13 protein-coding genes are annotated in these 17,578 nt (G+C 74.8%); 4 read left to right on the top strand and 9 right to left on the bottom strand.

Annotation, left to right across the window (positions count from 1 at the left end; genetic code table 11):
• Positions 1-81: 81 nt before the first annotated feature.
• The gene (locus ACIA6B_RS26875; RefSeq protein ID WP_107155943.1) at positions 82-1,482 is read left to right on the top strand and encodes a trehalose-6-phosphate synthase; all 1,401 of its coding nucleotides are present in this window, start codon (positions 82-84) and stop codon (positions 1,480-1,482) included.
• Positions 1,479-4,079 (top strand): trehalose-phosphatase, encoded by a 2,601-nt coding sequence (otsB, locus tag ACIA6B_RS26870; protein ID WP_396777439.1) that lies wholly within the window; start codon positions 1,479-1,481, stop codon positions 4,077-4,079. Before ACIA6B_RS26875 ends, otsB begins: the two co-directional genes overlap by 4 nt.
• A 190-nt stretch (positions 4,080-4,269) precedes the next feature.
• Here otsB and cobA read toward each other — a convergent pair whose 3' ends face one another.
• From cobA to cobC, 3 genes are read right to left on the bottom strand one after another with little or no spacing between them, the layout of a single operon-like run.
• Positions 4,270-5,532, bottom strand: a complete 1,263-nt coding sequence (gene cobA, locus ACIA6B_RS26865) for a uroporphyrinogen-III C-methyltransferase (protein ID WP_396777437.1) — start codon at positions 5,530-5,532, stop codon at positions 4,270-4,272.
• The gene (locus ACIA6B_RS26860) at positions 5,529-6,713 is read right to left on the bottom strand and encodes a nicotinate-nucleotide--dimethylbenzimidazole phosphoribosyltransferase (RefSeq protein ID WP_396777521.1); all 1,185 of its coding nucleotides are present in this window, start codon (positions 6,711-6,713) and stop codon (positions 5,529-5,531) included. Before ACIA6B_RS26860 ends, cobA begins: the two co-directional genes overlap by 4 nt.
• Entirely contained in the window at positions 6,713-7,789 is a 1,077-nt protein-coding gene (cobC, locus tag ACIA6B_RS26855; protein WP_396777436.1) for an Rv2231c family pyridoxal phosphate-dependent protein CobC, read from the bottom strand. Before cobC ends, ACIA6B_RS26860 begins: the two co-directional genes overlap by 1 nt.
• A 121-nt stretch (positions 7,790-7,910) precedes the next feature.
• Here cobC and ACIA6B_RS26850 point away from each other — a divergent pair, with 121 nt between their 5' ends.
• Positions 7,911-10,043 (top strand): transglycosylase domain-containing protein, encoded by a 2,133-nt coding sequence (locus ACIA6B_RS26850; RefSeq protein ID WP_396777434.1) that lies wholly within the window; start codon positions 7,911-7,913, stop codon positions 10,041-10,043.
• Positions 10,044-10,208: 165 nt separating this feature from the next.
• On the opposite strand, the gene ACIA6B_RS26845 is transcribed toward ACIA6B_RS26850, so the two are convergent.
• Positions 10,209-10,778, bottom strand: a complete 570-nt coding sequence (locus ACIA6B_RS26845) for a GNAT family N-acetyltransferase (protein ID WP_396777433.1) — start codon at positions 10,776-10,778, stop codon at positions 10,209-10,211.
• Entirely contained in the window at positions 10,775-12,157 is a 1,383-nt protein-coding gene (locus tag ACIA6B_RS26840; RefSeq protein ID WP_396777431.1) for a cobyrinate a,c-diamide synthase, read from the bottom strand. The genes ACIA6B_RS26845 and ACIA6B_RS26840 overlap by 4 nt, the downstream gene beginning before the upstream one ends.
• Positions 12,158-12,295: 138 nt before the next feature.
• Here ACIA6B_RS26840 and ACIA6B_RS26835 point away from each other — a divergent pair, with 138 nt between their 5' ends.
• Positions 12,296-13,126, top strand: coding sequence for an SURF1 family protein (locus tag ACIA6B_RS26835; RefSeq protein WP_396777519.1), 831 nt, complete (start codon positions 12,296-12,298; stop codon positions 13,124-13,126).
• A gap of 16 nt (positions 13,127-13,142) precedes the next feature.
• Here the strand turns inward: ACIA6B_RS26835 and ACIA6B_RS26830 are convergent, their stop codons facing one another.
• The 4 genes from ACIA6B_RS26830 to ACIA6B_RS26815 form a co-directional block, all read right to left on the bottom strand.
• Positions 13,143-14,726, bottom strand: coding sequence for an ATP-dependent DNA ligase (locus tag ACIA6B_RS26830; protein WP_396777430.1), 1,584 nt, complete (start codon positions 14,724-14,726; stop codon positions 13,143-13,145).
• A gap of 182 nt (positions 14,727-14,908) precedes the next feature.
• Complete coding sequence (locus ACIA6B_RS26825; protein WP_396777428.1) at positions 14,909-15,115, bottom strand: hypothetical protein; 207 nt, start codon at positions 15,113-15,115, stop codon at positions 14,909-14,911.
• Between the two features lie 352 nt (positions 15,116-15,467).
• Positions 15,468-16,829: a dipeptidase gene (locus ACIA6B_RS26820; protein WP_396777424.1), complete on the bottom strand. Its 1,362-nt coding sequence runs from the start codon at positions 16,827-16,829 to the stop codon at positions 15,468-15,470.
• 21 nt (positions 16,830-16,850) lie between these two features.
• Entirely contained in the window at positions 16,851-17,504 is a 654-nt protein-coding gene (locus ACIA6B_RS26815) for a uridine kinase (protein WP_396777422.1), read from the bottom strand.
• Between the last annotated feature and the right edge of the window lie 74 nt (positions 17,505-17,578).

Here is a 17,578-nt window from a genome sequence, read left to right as displayed (position 1 = left end):
CCGGCACGGGGGATCAGACGCCGCAGCTACGCTCAGTACGCTCATCGCGGTGGACCCGTCAGTACCCGGAGGTGGCCGATCGTGACCGTCCGTAGCTCCTTTGTCGTAGTGGCCAACCGACTGCCGGTCGACGAGGTGAGCACACCCGAGGGACGGCAGTGGCGGCGCAGCCCCGGCGGCCTGGTGACCGCGCTGCACCCGGTGCTCGCCGAGCACCAGGGCACCTGGGTCGGGTGGGCCGGCGGCACCGGCGCCGCGCCCGAGCCGTTCGACTTGGAGGGCATCCGGCTGCACCCGGTGCCGCTGAGCGCCGAGGAGTTGGAGCGCTACTACGAGGGCCAGTCCAACGCGACGATCTGGCCGCTCTACCACGACGCCGTCGAGACGCCCGCCTACAAGCGGCGCTGGCGCGAGGCGTACCGCTTGGTGAACGCCCGGTTCGCGGAGGCCGCGGCGGACGTGGCGGCCGAGGGCGCCACGGTCTGGGTCCAGGACTACCAGCTCCAGCTCGTCCCGGCGATGCTGCGCGAGCTGCGCCCCGACCTGAAGATCGGGTTCTTCCTGCACATCCCGTTCCCGCCGATCGAGCTGTTCATGCAGATGCCGTTCCGCGCCGAGATCCTGCGCGGCCTGCTCGGCGCCGACCTGGTCGGTTTCCAGCAGCGGCTGGCGGCGCAGAACTTCGTCCGGCTGGCCCGGCACCTGCTCGGCCTGCGCTACGAGGGGCAGATGATCCAGGTCGACGGCCGGCAGGTGAAGGCCGGCGCGTTCCCCATCTCGATCGAGACCAGGGAGATGGAACGGCTGGCCGAGGACCCGACGATCCAGGCCCGGGCCAAGCAGATCCGCGAGGAGCTGGGCAACCCCAAGACGATCATCCTGGGCGTCGACCGGCTCGACTACACCAAGGGCATCGAGCTTCGACTCAAGGCCTTCCGGGAACTCCTTGCTGACGGAAAGTTGACAGTTCCGGACGCGGTTATGGTGCAGGTCGCCACGCCCAGCCGCGAGCGCGTGGAGCACTACCAGGCACTACGGGTGAAGGTGGAACGCGAGGTTGGCCGGATCAATGGTGAATTCGGCCGGGTCGGCGTGCCGGCTGTTCATTATCTGCATCAGTCGTACAGTCGCTCCGAGTTGGCGGCGATGTACGTGGCCGCCGACGTCATGATGGTGACCCCGCTGCGAGACGGAATGAATCTGGTGGCCAAGGAGTACGTCGCATCGCGCGCCGACCAGGGCGGCGCGCTCGTGCTCAGTGAGTTCGCCGGCGCCGCCACCGAGCTGCGCCAGGCGTTCCTGTGTAATCCGCACGACCCGGACGCGGTGAAGGACGCGTTGCTCCGGGCCGTGCACGTCGAAAAGCCCGAAGCCCGCCGCCGGATGCGCGTCATGCAGCGCCATCTGCGCAGCCACGATGTCGGCCACTGGGCCAAGTCGTTCCTCAGCGAGCTCGGTGTCCCCGATACGGAGGCTGCGTGACCCCGCCCGCTGCCGCCACCTCCTCCGGTGGCGTGCTCGACCCGGAACTGCGAGCCGCGATCGGCCGCATCGCCCGGACTCCCCAACTCCTGATCGCCTGCGACTACGACGGCACACTGGCGCCGATCGTCGAGGATCCGACCAGGGCCGTACCGCTGCCCGAGTCGGTGGCCGCGATCCGCGCGCTGGCCTCGCTGCCGCAGACCAGCGTCGCGGTGGTCTCCGGGCGCGCGCTGCGCGACCTGGCCACCCTCTCCCGGCTGCCGAGTGAGGTGCACCTGGTCGGCAGCCACGGCTCCGAGTTCGACATCGGCTTCGTCGAGCGGCTCAGCCCGGAGCTGATCGCGGTCCGGCACCGGCTCCGCCAGGAGCTGCGCGAGATCGCCGCGGCCCACCCGGGGATCCGGCTGGAGCGCAAGCCGGCCAGCGTCGCCGTCCACACCCGGGGGGTCGACCCGCAGGTCGCCGCCGCCGCCGTGGACGCGGTCCGCAGCGGCCCCGCCACCTGGGACGGCGTCACCGTCACCCAGGGCAAGGAGGTCATCGAGCTGTCGGTGGTGGCCACCCACAAGGGCACCGCGGTCGACCAGCTCCGGACCCAGCTCGCGGCCGGTGCGGTGCTCTTCATCGGCGACGACGTCACCGACGAGAACGCGTTCGGCAACCTGCACGGGCCGGACGTCGGCATCAAGATCGGCCCCGGCGACACCCAGGCCGACTACCGGGTGGCCGAGCCGATCGAGGCGGCCCGCGCGCTCGGCCTGCTGCTGGAGACCCGGCGGCACTGGCTCTTCGGGGAGCGGGCGGTGCCGATCGAGCGGCACTCGATGCTCGCCAACGGGCGTACGGTCGCGCTCGTCACACCGGAAGCCAAGATCACCTGGCTGTGCCACCCGAAGCCGGACTCGGCGGCGATCTTCGCCGACCTGGTGGGTGGCAGCCCGGCCGGGCACTTCACCATCGGCCCGGAGCGCGGCGGCATCCCGCTTGGCCAGCGCTACCGCAGCAACACCATGACGGTGGAGACCCGCTGGTCCGGCCTGACCGTCACCGACTGGCTGGACCTGCCCGTCCGGGAGACGACGCCGGACGACCCGGCCGTGGTCAGCGGCGACTCGACCCTGGTCCGGGTGCTCAGCGGCACCGGGCGGGCCCGCGTCGAGTTCGCCCCGCGCCCCGAGTTCGGGCAGGTGGCGGTGCAGCTCCAGCCGCTCGACGACGGGCTGCTGGTGCTCGGCTCCAACGAGCCGGTCGCGCTGCACTCCCCCGGCGTCGAGTGGGAGGTCACCAACGACGCCGGGTACGAGACCGCGAAGGCGGTGGTGGACCTCTCCGCCGCCGGCGGGCAGGTGGTGCTGGAGCTGCGCTTCGGCACGCAGAGCCTGGAGCCGCACCGGGTGCCGGTGCACGAGCGGCAGGCCGCCGCCGAGCAGCCCTGGAAGGACTGGGTGGCCTCGCTGCGGCTGCCCACCACCGGCCGGGACCTGGTCGCCCGCAGCGCGCTGACCCTGCGCGGCCTCACCCACGAGCCGACCGGTTCGATCCTCGCCGCGGCGACCACCTCGCTCCCCGAGGAGCTGGGCGGCGTCCGCAACTGGGACTACCGCTACTGCTGGCTGCGGGACGCGGCGATGACCGCGCGGTCACTGGTCGACCTCGGCTCCACCGAGGAGGCCGAGGGGCTGCTGCGCTGGATCGACGGCGTGGTGGAGCGCACCGGCGGGCACCCGGAGCGGCTGCATCCGCTCTACACCGTCGACGGCTTCGAGTTGGGCGCCGAGGCGGTCATCGACACGCTGCCCGGCTACGCCGGCTCCCGGCCGGTGCGGGTGGGCAACCTCGCCAACCACCAGCTCCAGCTCGACGTGTTCGGCCCGGTGGCGGACCTGATCGCCGCGGTGGCCGACGCCCGGGGCTCGGTCCGCGACGACGAGTGGCGGGTGCTGGAGAACATGGTCGAGGCGGTACGCCGCCGCTGGCACGAGCCCGACCACGGCATCTGGGAGGCCCGCCTCCCACCCCGGCACCACGTGTTCTCCAAGGTCATGCTCTGGATGACCGTCGACCGGGCACTGCACGTGGTGCGGCAGCACGGCGGCCAGGACCGGCCGGAGTGGGTCGATTTGCGCGACCGGATCGGGGCCAACGTGCTGGAGCACGGCTGGCACCCGGAGGCCGAGGCGTACAGCGTCGCGTACGGGCACGACGAGATGGACGCCTCGTCGCTCTGGATCGGCCTGTCCGGGCTGCTCCCCGGCGACGACCCGCGGTTCCTCTCCACCGTGCTCAAGATCGAGGCGGACCTGCGCAGCGGCCCGGTGGTCTACCGCTACCACTGGGACGACGGCCTGCCCGGCCGGGAGGGCGGCTTCCACATCTGCACGGCGTGGCTGATCGAGGCGTACCTGCGCACCGGCCGCCGCACCGACGCCGAGGAGCTGTTCACCCAGATGATCGACACGGCCGGCCCCACCGGCCTGCTCCCCGAGCAGTACGACCCGCTGGCCGAGCGGGGCCTGGGCAACCACCCCCAGGCGTACAGCCACCTCGGCCTGATCCGCTGCGCCCTGCTCCTGGACAACATGCTCAAGCAGTAACCCGCCACACCTGACGCGGCCCGGGACCCCACGGTCCCGGGCCGCCCCACATCCCCCACCCCACCCCACCCCACCCCACCCCGTGGATCTTGCACTTACCGCCCCGACCAAACGGGCGAATCCGGGCACCCCCGGGGCATCAAGCGCAAGATCGACGGCGCGGGGCGGCGCGCGGGTAGGGGTCAGGGGGTCAGGGAGTCGTCAGGGCGTTGACGACGTCGCCGATGACCACGACGGCGGGTGGGCGGAGGTCGGCGGCGGTGACGTCGGCGGCCACTGCGCCGAGGGTCGAGCGGAGCGTGCGCTGGGTGGCGGTGGTGCCCTCCTGGATCACCGCCGCCGGGGTGGTCGGCGGTCTGCCGTGCGCGATCAGCGTCGCCGCGATCGCCGCCAGGTTCTTCAGGCCCATTAGGATCACCAGCGTGCCCCGCAGGCCGGCAAGCGACTCCCAGCTCACCAGCGAGGCCGGCGAGTCCGGCGCGACGTGCCCGGACACCACGGTGAACTCGTGCGCCACCGCCCGGTGGGTCACCGGCACCCCGGCCACCCCGGGCACCGCGATCGCGCTGGTCACCCCCGGCACCACGGTCACCGGCACCCCCGCCTCGGCGCAGGCCAGCAACTCCTCGCCGCCGCGCCCGAAGACGTACGGGTCGCCGCCCTTGAGCCGGACCACCACCCTGCCGGCCCGGGCCCGGTCCACCAGGATCCGGTTGATCTCCTCCTGGGCGCGCGACGGCCCGTACGGGATCTTCGACGCGTCGACCAGCTCGACGTCCGGCCGCAACTCGTCCAGGAGGAGGCCGGGGACGAGCCGGTCGGCGACCACCACCTCGGCCTCGGTGAGCAGCCGCCAGCCCTTCACCGTGATCAGCTCCGGATCGCCGGGCCCGGCCCCGACCAGCGCCACGCGCCCACCGCCGCCGGCGGTGTTGAGCGGGGCCCCCTCCGCTACCGAATCCGTTAACCGGGGGCCCGTCCTTGCGCTCAGGAGGGTGCGGACGGCGTCGCGGACCGCCCTCGCGCGGTGCGGGTCGCCACCGCCGAGCACGGCCACCGTCACCGGGCCGTGCCGGGTCACCGCGGGCGTCCACGCGCTGGCCGCGACCCGGTCGTCGGCCCGGACGCAGAAGATCCGCCGCTCGGCCGCGGCGGCGCTCACCGCGGCGGCGGCGGCCCGGTCGTCCACCGCGACGTGCGCCAGCCAGGCGCCGTCCAGGTCACCGACGGCGAAGCGCCGCGGCTCCCAGCGCAGCCGCCCGGCGTCGGCGTGGGCGCGCAGCGCCGGCGTCAGTTCCGGCGCGACGACCAAGACGTCCGCGCCGGCGTCGAGCAGCGCGGGCACCCGCCGGGTGGCCACCGCTCCGCCGCCCACCACGACCACGCGCCGCCCGGCCAGCCGCAACCCCAGGGGGTACGGGCTGGGCGACGCCTCCGGGGCCGGCCCGCTCACTTCTCGGCCACCCCGGCCGAGTCGAACGTGGCCACCTCGTGCAGCACCCGGACCGCGCCGGTGACGACCGGCAACGCGAGCAGCGCGCCGGTGCCCTCGCCGAGCCGCAGCCCCAGGTCGACGAGCGGTTCCAGGCCGAGGTGCCGCAGCGCCACCGTGGCGCCCGGCTCGGCGCTGCGGTGCCCGGCGACCATGGCGCCCACCGCGTCCGGCGCGAACGCGGCGGCGGCCAGCGCGGCGCTGACCGCGATCACGCCGTCCAGCAGGACCGGCACCCGACGCGCGGCGGCGCCGAGGATCAGCCCGGCCAGCGCGGCGTGCTCCAGCCCGCCGACGGTCGCGAGGACGCCGAGCGGGTCGGCCGGATCGGGGGTGTGCCGCTCCAGCGCGGCCCGCACCACGCCGACCTTGCGGGCGTACGTCTCGTCGTCCACGCCGGTGCCCCGGCCGGTCGCCGCCGCCGCGTCGACGCCGGTGAACGCGGCCACGAGCGCGGCGGCCGGCGTGGTGTTGCCGATGCCCATGTCGCCGGTGAGCAGGATGCCGGCGCCGGCGTCGACCAGTTCGCCGGCGATCCGGATGCCGGTCTCCACCGCTGCCCGGGCCTCGTCCCGGGTGAGTGCCGCGGTGACCGTCATGTCCCGGGTGCCGGCCCGCACGTTCGCCGCCACCAGACGCGGCCCGGCCGGGTCGGCGGGCGTCGCGACCAGGCTGGCGGAGAGCACCGCCGGGGCGGTGGGCGGGCCGTCCGAGGCGGCCGGGTCGGCGAGCGGGCCGTCCGAGGCGGCGGCGAGCGCGGCCGGGTCGGCGGACGGGCCGATCGGGACCGGGGTGGCGACGCCGACGTCGACCACGGTGACCGAGGCGCCGGCCTGCCGGGCGAACGCGTTGACCACCGCGCCACCGGCCAGGAAGTTGCCGATCATCTGGGCGGTGACCTCCTGCGGCCACGGGGTCACCCCCTGGGCGTGCACCCCGTGGTCACCCGCGAAGATCACCACCGCGGCCGGATCGGGCAGCGGCGGCGGACAGGTCCCGGCCAGGCCGGTGAGGCGTACCGAGAGCGGCTCCAGGGCGCCGAGCGAGCCGGCGGGCTTGGTCAGCCGGCCCTGCAGCTCGTGCGCCGCCGCCATGGCCGACTCGTCGAGCGGGCGGATCGCCGCGACGGTGGACTCCAGCATCATGCCTCCAGGATCCGTGCCAGTGTCTCGATGAACGCGTCGGTGGTGGCCCGGTCGCGTACCGCGATCCGGAGCCAGTCCGGGCCGAGCCCGGGGAACGTGTCGCCCCGGCGTACCGCCCAGCCGTGTTCGCGCAGCCGCTCCCGCAGCGCGGCGGCGCCGGGCGTGTGGATCAGGACGAAGGCGCTGGCCGGTTGCCCCGCCACGCGTACCCCGGGCAGGTCGGACAGGCGGGCCACCAGGTGCTCGCGGTCGGCGGCCAGCCCGGCGGCGATCGCGCGCTCGGCCGCGACCGCGACCGGCCCGGCGCAGGCGGTGGCGGCGGCGAGCGCCGGGGTGGAGACGGCCCAGAGCGGCTGGGCGGCGGCGAACCGGGCCAGCAGGTCGGCGGCGCCGAGCAGGTAGCCGATCCGCAGCCCGGCCAGCCCCCAGGTCTTGGTGAGGCTGCGGACCACCACGAGGCCGGGCAGGTCGCGGCGGGCGGCGAGGGATTCCGGCTCGCCGTCGACGCCGGGCGCGACGGTGGTGTCGGCGAACGCCTCGTCGACCACCAGCACCCGGCCGGGACGGGCCAGCGCGGCGATCGCGTCCGCCGGGTGCAGCACCGAGGTCGGGTTGGTGGGGTTGCCGACCATGACCAGGTCGGCGTCGGCGGGCACCCGGGCCGGGTCGAGCCGGAAGCCGCCGGTCGGGTCGAGCAGGACCCGGTCCACCCGGTGGCCGGCGGCCCGCAGCGCGGCCTCCGGCTCGGTGAACTGCGGGTGCACCACCACCGGGTGGCGGGCGTCGCGCAGCGCGCGGGCGATCAGCACGAAGCCTTCGGCGGCGCCGGCGGTGAGGAGTACCTCGTCCGGGGGTCGCCCGTGCCGGTGACCGACGGCGGCGCGGGCGGGGGCCGGGTCCGGGTACGCGGCCAGCTCACCCAGCGCGGCGGTGACCGGGTCGGCCAGCCAGTCGGGCATCGGGGCGCGGCGCACGTTGACCGCCAGGTCCACCAGGCCGGGCGTGGCCTCGGCGTCCCCGTGGTGGGCCAGGTCGGGTTCGACGGGCGCGGCGGCGGGCGGAGGTGCGGGCATGACCGCGATCCTGCCGGGAAGCCGCGTCCCGGGACAGCGCATCCCGGCGTGGGTCGCGTCACGGCTCGCCCGTTTATGAATTCTTCTCATTTCCGAATCGGAAATGTCATAGCTTGACCCCGTGAGCAACCGACCCCTTGCGTCCGCCGGTCGTGCCGTGCCCCTTCTCCGTGCCGGGCTGATCGCCGGCATCGTCGTCGCCGCCGCGTTGTACCCGATGGCCGCCGTCACCGGCATCGGCGCGAAGGCCACCGCGCACGCCGTGGAGCAGAAGACGAACATCCTCAAGACCGCGCTGCCGGCCGAGACCTCGTACGTCTACGCGCCCGACGGCAAGACCGTGCTGACCATGTTCTACGAGGAGTACCGGCAGTACACCAAGATCGAGAACATGTCGCCGAACATCCAGCAGGCGATCGTCGCCGCCGAGGACAACCGCTTCTACCAGCACCACGGCGTCGACCCGAAGGGCGTGGCGCGCGCCTTCGTCTCCAACGCCCGCTCCGGCGGCGTCTCCCAGGGCGCCTCGACGCTCACCATGCAGTACGTCCGGATGGCGCTGCGGGACAGCGCGAGCACGCCGAAGGAGGTCCAGGAGGCCACCCAGCAGACCAGCCTGCGCAAGGTCAAGGAGATGCGCATGGCGCTCGACATCGAGAAGCACCTGAGCAAGGAGCAGATCCTCGAGCGCTACCTCAACTCGGCCTACTTCGGCCACCGGGCGTACGGCATCTACGCCGCCTCGCAGATCTTCTTCTCCAAGACGCCGGCCACGCTCAGCCCGGTCGAGGCGGCCACGCTGGCCGGGCTGGTGAAGTCCCCCTCCGAGTACGACCCGATCACCTCCGACCAGAAGGACGCCACCGGCCGACGCAACTACGTGCTGGACAACATGGCCCGCCTCGGCTACCTGTCGCCGGACGCCGCCGCGGCGGCCAAGGCCCAGCCGATCACGCTGAAGCTGACCGACCCGCCGAACGACTGCGCCGCGATCGACGGCGCGCACCGGAGCTGGGGCTTCTACTGCGACTACCTCAAGAACTGGTGGAGCGCGCAGCCCGCGTTCGGCGAGAACCGCCTGGAACGGATGGACAAGCTGCGCCGGGGCGGCTACCGGATCGTGCTCGCGCTCGACCCGAAGACGCAGGCGGCGGCCGAGAAGAACGTCGGCGCCAAGGACAACACCGGCAGCCCGTTCGCCAACGGCATCGTGGTCGCCGAACCCGGCACCGGACGGATCAAGGCGATGGCGGTGAACCGGAACTACTCGCTCGACCTGGCCGAGAACCCGAGCAGCTCGAACCCGGAGGCCGGCCCGAAGGTCAAGGCGAACTACCCGAACACGGTGGCGCCGCTGCTCGGCGGCGGAACGCTCCCCGGCTACCAGGCCGGCTCCACGTTCAAGATGTTCCCGATGCTCGCCGCGCTCAACGCCGGGATGCCGCTGTCCACCGCGTACGACTCGCCCTACCGGTACCAGTCGGCGATCTACGACGGCTGGGCGCCGTCCAACGCCAGCGGCGCGATGACCGGCCGGCAGACCATGTGGTCCGGCTTCGGCAAGTCGGTGAACACCTACTTCGTGCAGTTGGAGGAGAAGGTCGGCGCGGACGCCGGGGTGCGCCTGGCCGAACAGCTCGGGCTGCGCTGGCGTACCGACGTCGACAAGGAGCAGGCGTCACCGGCCAAGGCGAAGAAGTGGGGCGCGTTCACGCTCGGCGTCTCCGACGCCACCCCGCTGGAGATGGCGAACGCGTACGCGGCCGTCGCCGCCGACGGACGCTACTGCGAGGCGATCCCGGTCAACGCGATCATGAACCGGGACGGCACGCCGGCCACCTGGTCCACGCCGGGCGGGGTGCAGCGGGAGGTGGCCAAGCCCCGGTGCCGCCAGGTGGTCAACGCGGACGCGGCCCGGGCCGCCACCGACGCGGCCCGCTGCCCGACCGGCGACACCCCGGCCAAGGGGACCTGCGGCGGCTGGTCGACGGCGGACAGCGTACGGAAGACGGTCGGCCGGCCGGTCGCCGGCAAGACGGGCACCACGGACAGCACCCGGTCGGCGTGGTTCGTCGGCTACACCCCGGAGCTGGCCGCGGCGAGCTTCATCGCCGATCCGGACAACCCGTTCAACGCGGTGGGTGACGGGCAGTCCCAGATCCCGGTGAACGCGGTCGCCGAGACGCTGCGCGACGCCCTGAAGGGCCAACCGACGCGCCAGTTCACCCCGCCCTCCGACCAGATCGTCGGTTGACCCCCACCCCACCCCACCCACCCCACCCACCCCACCCGCCCCACCGACCGCCCGGGGGTGCGCCCGGGTCAGTTGATCAAGGAGTTTGCGTCCGGGATCGCCCGACCCCCGACGCGAACTCCTTGATCGACATCGGGCGAGGGCCGGGCGGACCGGGGGCCGGGGTCAGTGGAGGTCGGCGGCTACGAAGGACCACAGTTCCAGGTCGACGCGGGCGCCCCGGACGAAACCCGCGTTGCGGAGCAGGCCCTCGTAGCTGAAGCCGGCCTTCTCGGCGACCCGCCGGGAGGCGACGTTGCCCGGCGCCACCCGCAGCTCCACCCGCTGGAAGCCGTGCTCCAGGATCAACGCGATCGCCACCGCGTCCACCGCCTCCACCGCCAGGCCGAAGCCTCGGGCGTGCGGCGCGAGCGCGTACGACACCTCGGTGAGCCGGGCGCCCCAGTCGGTGCGCCGGGTCCAGAGGCAGCCGACCACCCGCTGGTCCTCCCGCCGCACCACCGCCAGGTGGTCACCGTCGCCGCTGTCCCGCCGCTGCCGGGCCAGCTCGGTGCACCAGGCCCGCCCGTCGATCTGCCCGGCCGCCTCGGCCAGCGGCAGCCAACGCTGGGTCTGCCGGTCGGCGAACACCTCGTCCACCGCCTCCGCGTCCGCCGCGACCAGCCGGCGCACCTCGATCCGCGGGGTGGAGACGGTCAGCGCCGGGAACCGGCGTACCGCCACCTGACCGATCACGCCGGAGCCGCCACGGACGCTCGGGCGGCGGCCACCAGCCGCTCGGCGACACCGGGAAGCGCGGCCCAGTGCGGCACGAGCTGCGAGGCGTGCACCCCGTGGCGGACGAAGCCCTCCGGCGTGCCCCCGCCCCACTGCCAGGCCGGCCGGTCACCGGCCCGCGGGGTGAGCACCGCCGCGTGCTGCTTGTGCCCGGTCACCGTCACGCCGGCCGGGGCCACCACGCTGCCGGTGACCGCGGTGGCCTCCCGGTAGCCGACCACCAGGCCGTCCCGGACCGTGCCGACCGCGTCGAGCACCCCGCACATGGGCAGACCGTCCAGCTCACGGGCCAGCCAGAGCAGGCCGGCCCCCTCGGCGACCACCGGCCGTCCGGAGCGGGCCAGCTCCGCCACCGCGATGCAGAGCCGCCGATTGGCGGAGAGCTGCTCCGCGTACGTCTCCGGGAGCGCGCCGCCGACGACAAGCGCGCGGGTCCCGGCGGGCAGCGCCTCGTCGCGCAGCGGATCGAGCGTGACCACCTCGGCGCCGGCGGCGCGCAGCAGCTCGACGGCCTCCGGATGGCTGTAGCTGCCGGCCGGGCCGCCGGCCAGCGCGACCACCGGCCGCTCCGCGGCGTCCGACGGCCCGTCCGACGGCCCGTCCGCCGGGTCGGGCGACCAGGGCTCGACGGTGAGCGCGGGGGCGGAGCGGGCCAGCGTGAGCAGCCGGTCGAGGTCGACGGTGGCGGCCACCGCCTCGCCGAGCCGGCGCACCCCGCGCTCGGCCTCGGCGTCGCCGCGCACCACCGGCGCGGCGCCGTGCCGGCGGGCGGGCAGCACCGGGGGCAGCTCGTGCCGGCGCAGCGCGCCGTAGACCGGCACCCCGACGTCGTCGAGCGCCTCCCGCAGCAGCGTCTCGTGCCGGGGCGAGGCCACCCGGTTGAGGATCACGCCGCCCAACCAGAGCTGCTCGTCGTACGCCCGGAAGCCGTGCACCAGCGCGGCCACCGACTGGCCCATCGCGGCCACGTCCACCACCAGCACCACCGGGCTGCGCAGCGCGGTGGCGACCGCGGCGGTGGACTCGCTCTCCGGCCGGCCGGCGACCGAGTCGTACAGCCCCATGGTGCCCTGCACCAGCGCGAGCCCGGCCCCGGCCGCCCCGTGCGCGAAGAGCGGGCCGACCCGCTCCGGGCCGACCAGCCGCGGGTCCAGCGTGCGCCCCGGCCGGCCGGCGGCCAGCCCGAGGTACGCCGCGTCCACCTGGTCCGGGCCGACCTTGAACCCGGCCACCGCAAGCCCCCGGTCGGCGAGGGCCGCGAGCAGGCCGAGGGAGAGGGCACCGGTGCCGTGCCCCGAGGAGGGCGCGCTCAGCACGACCCGCGGCACGTCGGTCATTCTCGACTCCTGGATCCTCCGGGTGATTTCCGCCCGCGTGACCATACCCGTCCGGTCCGCTCCACGACGGCCGCCCGCCGCCCCGATCACCGCCGGCAACCGCGAGTGGCCCCGCTCATACGGGTAGCCTTGACCACCGTGTACCGGTTCCTGCTGACCCCGCGCTGGCTGGGCTACCTGGCGCTGACCCTGGTGGCCGCCGCGGTGATGGTGTTCCTGGGCAACTGGCAGCTGGACCGCTACCACGGGCGGACCGCCGTCAACGAGCGGATCGACGCCGGCGCCACCATGACGCCCGCACCGCTGCGGAACGCGCTGCCCGCGCCGACCGGCGGCCCGGGGAACGTGGGCCCGGCCCCGGCGGAGCGCCTCACCTGGAGCCGGGTCACCGCCACCGGCCGCTACGACAACGCCAACGTCGTCCTGATCCGCGGCCGGACCGTCGACAACACGGTCGGCTTCGAGGTGCTCACCCCGCTGGTGCTCGCCGACGGCACCGCGGTGCTCGTCGACCGCGGCTGGATCCCGCCCGTCCCGGGCGCCGGCGCGACCGTCCAGCCCTCGGTGCCGGCGGCGCCGGCCGGCGAGGTGACCGTCACCGGCCGGGTGGTCGGCAGCGAGAGCGGCGGCGGTGGGGTGGCCCGCCGCGACGGCAAGCTGGAGGCCCGCCGCATCGACATCTCCCGCCTGGCGAAGCAACTGCCCTACCCGGTCACCGGCGGTTACGTGCTGCTGGACGGCCAGACGCCGGCCGCCGACCCGGCGTTCCAGGCGGTGCCGATCGGGCACACCAACAACTGGCAGAACTTCGGCTACGTGTGGCAGTGGTGGATCTTCGCGGTGATGAGCCTGGTCGGCTACGGCTGGGTGGCGCGCCGGGAGGCCCGCCGGCGGGCCGGCCTGGACGGCCCGCGTGTGCCGGTGGACCGGGCCGCCGAACCGGCAGCCGCCGGACCCGCCGCCCCCTGAGCCCGGGCCGGCCGGCTCAGCCGGTGACCCGGCCGGCGTGGATCGCCCGGACCGCGTCGATCGTGTCCGCCTCGGCGGCGGTCTTGTCGTCCCGGTAGCGCACCACGCGGGCGAAGCGCAGCGCCATCCCGCCCGGGTAGCGGCTGCTGGTCTGCACCCCGTCGAAGGCGATCTCGACCACCTGCTCCGGCCGCACCCGGACCACCCAGTCGCCCTTCTCCACGGCCAACGCCAGGAACCGCTCGGTCTGCCAGCGCAGCAGCTCGTCGGTCAGCCCCTTGAACGTCTTGCCGAGCATGACGAACTCACCGGTGCCCGGGTCGCGGGCGCCGAGGTGCAGGTTGGACAACCAGCCCTGGCGCCGGCCGCTGCCCCACTCCACCGCCAGCACCACCAGGTCGAGCGTGTGCCGGGGCTTGACCTTGACCCAGGCCGCGCCGCGCCGCCCGGCGTCGTAGGGCGCGGCCGGGTCCTTGACCACCACCCCCTCCTGGCCGGCGTCGACCGCCGCGGCGAACGCCGCCGCGGCCTGCGCCGCGTCGTCCACCTCCACCCGGCCGACCAGCAACGCCGGGTCGACCGCGCGGGCCAGCGTCGCCCACCGCTCCCGCCCGGGCAGGTCGATCAGGTCGGCGCCGTCGAGGTGCAGCAGATCGAAGAAGTACGGCGTGAGCACCGGCTCGCCGGCACGCTCGGCGGCGGCGAGCACGGCCGGCGCGACCGGGGTGCGGCCGGTGGTGCTGGGCGTGGTGCGCCGGGCCGCGTGGCTCGACGTCTGCTGGAACGGCAGCGGTCGGCCGGCCGCGTCCAGCCCGATCGCCTCGCCGTCGAGCACCAACTCCCGGGCGGGCAGCGCGCGGACGGCGGCCACCACCTCGGGCAGCCGGCCGGTGATCTCGTCGAGGCTGCGGGTGAACACCGCGATGTCCTGCCCGGAGCGGTGCACCTGGATGCGGATGCCGTCGAGCTTGACGTCGACCACCGCCGGCGTGCCGGTGGCGGTGAGCGCCTCGTCGACCGAGGGCGCGCTCTGGGCCAGCATCGGGGCGAGCGGGCGACCCACCTGGAGCCCGAACCCGGCCAGCGCGGCGGCGCCGCCGGTGAGCGCCGCGACCGCCACCGCCCGCAGGTCGCCGGCGAGCAGCAGGGCCCGGCGGACGACAGTGACCGGCACCTCGGCGGCCCGGGCCACCGCCTCGGCGAGCAGGCCGGCCTGGGCGCCCTGACGCAGCTCCCCCCGGAACAGCCCGACCAGCAGGCGTTGCTCGTCGGCGGTCGCGGCGGCGAAGAGCCGGCCGACCAGCTCCCGCCGCCGGGCCTGCGAGCCGGTGCCGCCGACCCGGGAGATCTCCTCGATCGCCGCGTCGACGCCGGACACGGTCAGCGTCGGCGCGGCGGCCGGTGGCGGCAGGTCACGCAGCCCCGCCCAACCGACGCCGGTCTGCCGTTGGCGCAGCTCACCGGCGAGATAGCCGGCACCGGCCGCGATCTCGGCCGGGTCGAGCCCGCGCAGCGCGGCGGCCAGCAGCTCCACCTTGGCCCGCCGACCACCGGTGGCACCGACCGCGGCCGAGGTGGCCGCCAGCTCCGCGAAACGCACGCCCACATCCTGCCAGTCACCTGCGACAGCGGGGCGCTTCCGGCGGCCCGGCCCACCGCATCGGGTGCGCCGGGCCGGCCGGATCGCCCCGCCGAGCCGGACGCGCGGTCAGCCGGATCGCCCGGATCGCGCGGCCGGCCGGATCGCGCCATACGGGCGGATCGCGCGGCCGGTCGGGAGGGTCAGGCCGGGACCGGCTCCTCCACGCGCAGGCCGCGCCCGCGCACGCCCTCAGCGACCCGGGTGAGCAGCGCGTCGAGCGTGACCAGCGTGGCGGAGAGCTCACCGAGTTGTTCCTTGAGCGTGGCCTCGGGCCACGCGGAGACGTCGACGTCCCCCAGAGCACGGACGGCGGCCTGGAGCCGCGCCATCTCTTCGTTCGTACGCATGTTCGAAAGGCTATAACACCCAGCCCGCCGACACACCGCAAACTCCGACATCCATCCCGAAGTTACGGTTTCGACACCGTGCGCGGCGCGACCTGGCGATGAGGTTGGTCGGAGGTGATATACCACAGAGGCATAATTATGACCGTCAGGCATAACGCTTCCGACCGAGTAGCCTCGCCCTCTCATCACCCACCGTGACGGGGCCCGGCGCCGTGACGCAGTCGGGCACCGTGACCGAGGGGCACCGAGACCGAGCCGGGCACCCGACGGCGCCGGCCGCCCCGACGACACCGGCCACCGTGCCGACACCGGCCACCGTGCCGACACCGGCCACCGTGACGACGCCCGCCGGTCAGGCGCGGCCCGCCTCGGCCACCTTGGCCAGCAGCAGCGCCTCGGCCAGGCAGACGCGGGCGAACTCGCCCAGGTGCAGGCTCTCGTTCGGGCCGTGCGCCCGGGCGTGCGGGTCCTCCACGCCGGTCACCAGGATCGCCGCCCGCGGGAACATCTCCTGGAACGTGGCGATGAACGGGATCGAGCCACCCACCCCGATGTCGACCGGGTCGGTGCCGTCCCAGGCGCCCCGGAACGCGGCCCGCGCCGCGTCGAACATCGGCCCGCTGGCGTCGATCACGCAGGGCGCGCCGTCGTGCTCGAACGTCACCGTCACCTGCGCGCCCCACGGCGCGTTCCGCTCCAGATGCGCGGTCAGCGCGGCGTACGCCTTCTTCGGGTCGTCGCCCGGCGCCAGCCGTACGCTCAGCTTCGCCTTCGCGGCCGGGACCAGCGCGTTCGGCGCCTCGCCGGTGGCCGGCGCGTCGATGCCGAGGATCGCGAGCGCCGGCTTGGTCCAGAGCCGGTCGGTGATCCGGCCGGTGCCGAACAACCGCGCGCCGTCGACCAGGCCGACCTCCGCGCGGAACCGGTCCTCCGGGTAGTCGACGACGGCGCCCTCGCGGCCCGTCAGGCCGTCCACCGCGACGTCGCCGGCGTCGTCGTGCAGCGTGCCGAGCAACTTCACCAGCGCGGTCAGCGCGTCCGGCACGGCGCCCCCGAACATGCCGCTGTGCACCGCGTGGTCGAGCGTGCGCACCTCCACGAAGCAGTTCACGATGCCGCGCAGCGAGGTGGTCAGCGCCGGCACACCGACGTCCCAGTTGGTGGAGTCGGCGATCACGATGACGTCCGAGGCGAGGTCGTCCCGGTGCTCGGCGAGCAGCCGCTCCAGCGAGTCCGAGCCGTACTCCTCCTCGCCCTCGACGAACAGCACCACGCCCACCGGGAGCCGGTCGCCGAACGCGCGCAGCGCGGCCACGTGCGCCATGATGCCGGCCTTGTCGTCGGCGGCGCCCCGCCCGTAGAGGCGGCCATCGCGCTCCACCGGCTCGAACGGGTCGGACTCCCACAGCGACAGGTCCCCGACCGGCTGCACGTCGTGGTGGGCGTAGAGCAGCACGGTGGGCGCGCCGGACGGGGCCGCCTTCGTCCCGATCACCGCCGGCTGGCCGCCGGAGCGGACGATCCGGGTGTCGAGGCCACAGCCGCGCAGCAGTTCCGCCACCGCCTCGGCGGAGCGCTCCACGTGCGAGTGGTCGAAGCCCTCGAAGGCGATGCCCGGAATGCGGACGAGTCGTTCCAGGTCGGCGCGGACACCTGGCAGTTCCCGCTCGACGGCGGCCCGCACGTCGGACTCGGAGATGATCGGAGTGGTCATGACCGGAATCGTATGCCGGCCTTACCCGGCCACGCCCTCCCAGCCCGGTCGCCGGCCGAAGCGCACGTAGTAGTGGTCCGCGTCGTGCGGCAGGTCGGGCGCACCGTTCACCACCAGGTCCACCGCCGCCGCGGTGCCGTCCGCGGTGAAGTGCGCCCGCTCCCCGGCGTGCCAGCGACGCAGCTCCGGCAGCACCCGGACCCCGTCGCGGGCCAGCGCCCGGGCCAACCGCAGCTCGGCCGGCGCGGTCACCAGCACCGACAGCGTCAACTCGGGGCGCACCGCGGCACGCGCCGCGCTCACCCCCTCGACGATCAGCACCGGCCCGGCCGGCACCGGCACCACCCGGTCCAGGAAGCGACGGCGGACCCAGCTGTACCGGCGGTGGCCGCCCGCCCGCCCGGCCCGTACCGGGCCGAGCACCCACTCCTCCAGGCGGGTCCAGAACGTGAGCTGGTCGTCCCAGCCGTCGAGCAGGTCGTCGGTGCGGACCAGCGGCGGCCGGACGCCGCCCGGAACCGCCGCGAACGCGTCCGCGAGGCGCGTCGCGAACACGCTCTTGCCCGCGCCGCTCGGCCCGTCGACCGCCACCAGCCGGGTACGCCCCAACCGCGCCGGCCCGGCCAGCACCCGGCGGGCCAACCCGGCGTACGCCTCGACCACCTCGACGTTCACCCGACCGACGCTAACGTTCCCCCGTCCGCTGGATCCTGCGACCCGGCGGGCCGTTTCACCGGGCGGCGCGGCGG

Source organism: Micromonospora sp. NPDC051141 (assembly GCF_044455765.1).
GTDB lineage: Bacteria > Actinomycetota > Actinomycetes > Mycobacteriales > Micromonosporaceae > Micromonospora.
This window is presented reverse-complemented; position numbering and strand designations above follow the sequence as displayed.

Coding starts and splice junctions, on each gene's coding strand:
- ACIA6B_RS26860 (WP_396777521.1), bottom strand. CDS start 6,713: ATGCTGGAGTCCACCGTCGCGGCGATCCGCCCGCTCGACGAGTCGGCC.
- cobC (WP_396777436.1), bottom strand. CDS start 7,789: ATGCCCGCACCTCCGCCCGCCGCCGCGCCCGTCGAACCCGACCTGGCC.
- ACIA6B_RS26840 (WP_396777431.1), bottom strand. CDS start 12,157: ATGACCGACGTGCCGCGGGTCGTGCTGAGCGCGCCCTCCTCGGGGCAC.
- ACIA6B_RS26825 (WP_396777428.1), bottom strand. CDS start 15,115: ATGCGTACGAACGAAGAGATGGCGCGGCTCCAGGCCGCCGTCCGTGCT.
- ACIA6B_RS26820 (WP_396777424.1), bottom strand. CDS start 16,829: ATGACCACTCCGATCATCTCCGAGTCCGACGTGCGGGCCGCCGTCGAG.